Raw genomic sequence first — 1,485 nt, forward strand, 5'->3', positions numbered from 1 at the left:
CGCGCAACTGCAGGGCGCGCAACAGCTTGCGGGTGCGCGGGTCGCCAACCCCCTCGCCCGGAGGCGGGGCCAAATGCAGCACCCGGGTCGCCAGGCCCGACAGGCGCAACAAAGAGCGCACATCGTCCAGGTTGCCGCACAGCGGCGTAATACCTTGGGCGCGCAGGGCTGGACGGCGTTCGGGGCTGGAGGTCAGCGCCAGCACGCGCACCGCGCGGGGCAGACGGCTGCAGGCGCGCTGGCCCACATCGCCGCAGCCGATGATGAGCACGCGCTCACGGCGAAAGCGCGCGGGCAGGGCACCCAGAGAGGGTTGGTTTGAGGGCAAAATCGAAAGCGATAAAGATAAAAATCAGAGACTGAGTCTACCGAACATACCCAAGCCCATGACCCACCCCGTCCCCACGCCACAAGCCTTCTCCATCACGGTGCAGCCCAGTGGCCGCAGCTTTGCCGCCACCGCCGATGAATCCATCCTGGCCGCCGGTATCCGCCAAGGCATTGGCCTGCCCTACGGCTGCAAGGACGGAGCCTGCGGTTCCTGCAAGTGCAAAAAGCTCGAAGGCATGGTGTTCCACGGCCCGCACCAGCGCAAAGCCCTGAGCGAAGAGGAAGAAGCTGCGGGCCTGGTGCTCACCTGCTGCGCGATGCCGCTGACAGACGTGGTGCTGGAATCGCGCCAGGTCACGGACGAAAGCGCCTTCCCCATCAAGAAGATGCCCTCGCGCGTCACCACGCTGGAGAAAGTCTCCAGCGACGTGATGCTCCTCAAGCTGCAACTGCCCGCCAACGACACCCTGCGCTACCACCCCGGCCAGTACATCGAATTCATCCTGCGCGACGGTGCCCGGCGCTCGTACAGTATGGCCAACGCACCCCACACCGGCCCGGCGGTGGAGCTGCACATCCGCCACATGCCTGGCGGCAAGTTCACCGACCATGTGTTTGGTACCATGAAAGAAAAGGAAATCCAGCGCATCGAAGGCCCCTATGGCAGCTTCTACCTGCGCGAAGACTCCGACAAACCCATTGTGCTGCTGGCTTCGGGCACCGGCTTTGCACCCATCAAGGCCATCCTTGAGCACATGCAGCACAAAGCCATCACCCGAGCGACCACGCTGTACTGGGGTGGCCGCCGCCCAGGTGACCTGTATTTGCGCGACTGGGTGCAAGCCCAGTTGGCGGTAATGCCCCATCTGCGCTTTGTGCCAGTGATCTCCGACGCACTGCCCGAAGATGCCTGGACGGGCCGCACCGGTTTTGTCCACCAGGCCGTGCTGCAAGACCTGCCGGATCTGTCTGGCCATGAGGTCTATGCCTGCGGCGCGCCCATCGTGGTGGATTCGGCCCAGGCCGCGTACGTCGCTCAGGCCGGGCTGCCGCCAGAGGCCTTCTTTGCCGACGCGTTCACCAGCGAAGCTGACAAGGCTGCTCCCTAGGCATGGCCATCCGCGTCGGAGACGATATTACCTTTCGCCGGCTGGA

Annotated in this window: 2 protein-coding genes; one reads left to right on the forward strand and one right to left on the reverse strand. The window is 64.6% G+C overall.

What is annotated here, in order from left to right:
* Positions 1-328: NAD-binding protein (locus AC097O_RS24155; RefSeq protein WP_479595475.1), on the reverse strand; the 328-nt coding region annotated here is incomplete at its 3' end.
* Between the two features lie 58 nt (positions 329-386).
* Here AC097O_RS24155 and AC097O_RS24160 point away from each other — a divergent pair.
* Complete coding sequence (locus AC097O_RS24160) at positions 387-1,439, forward strand: CDP-6-deoxy-delta-3,4-glucoseen reductase (RefSeq protein ID WP_479595476.1); 1,053 nt, start codon at positions 387-389, stop codon at positions 1,437-1,439.
* The last annotated feature ends 46 nt before the right edge of the window (positions 1,440-1,485 follow it).

The organism is Rhodoferax sp. LS1P39, assembly GCF_056521425.1.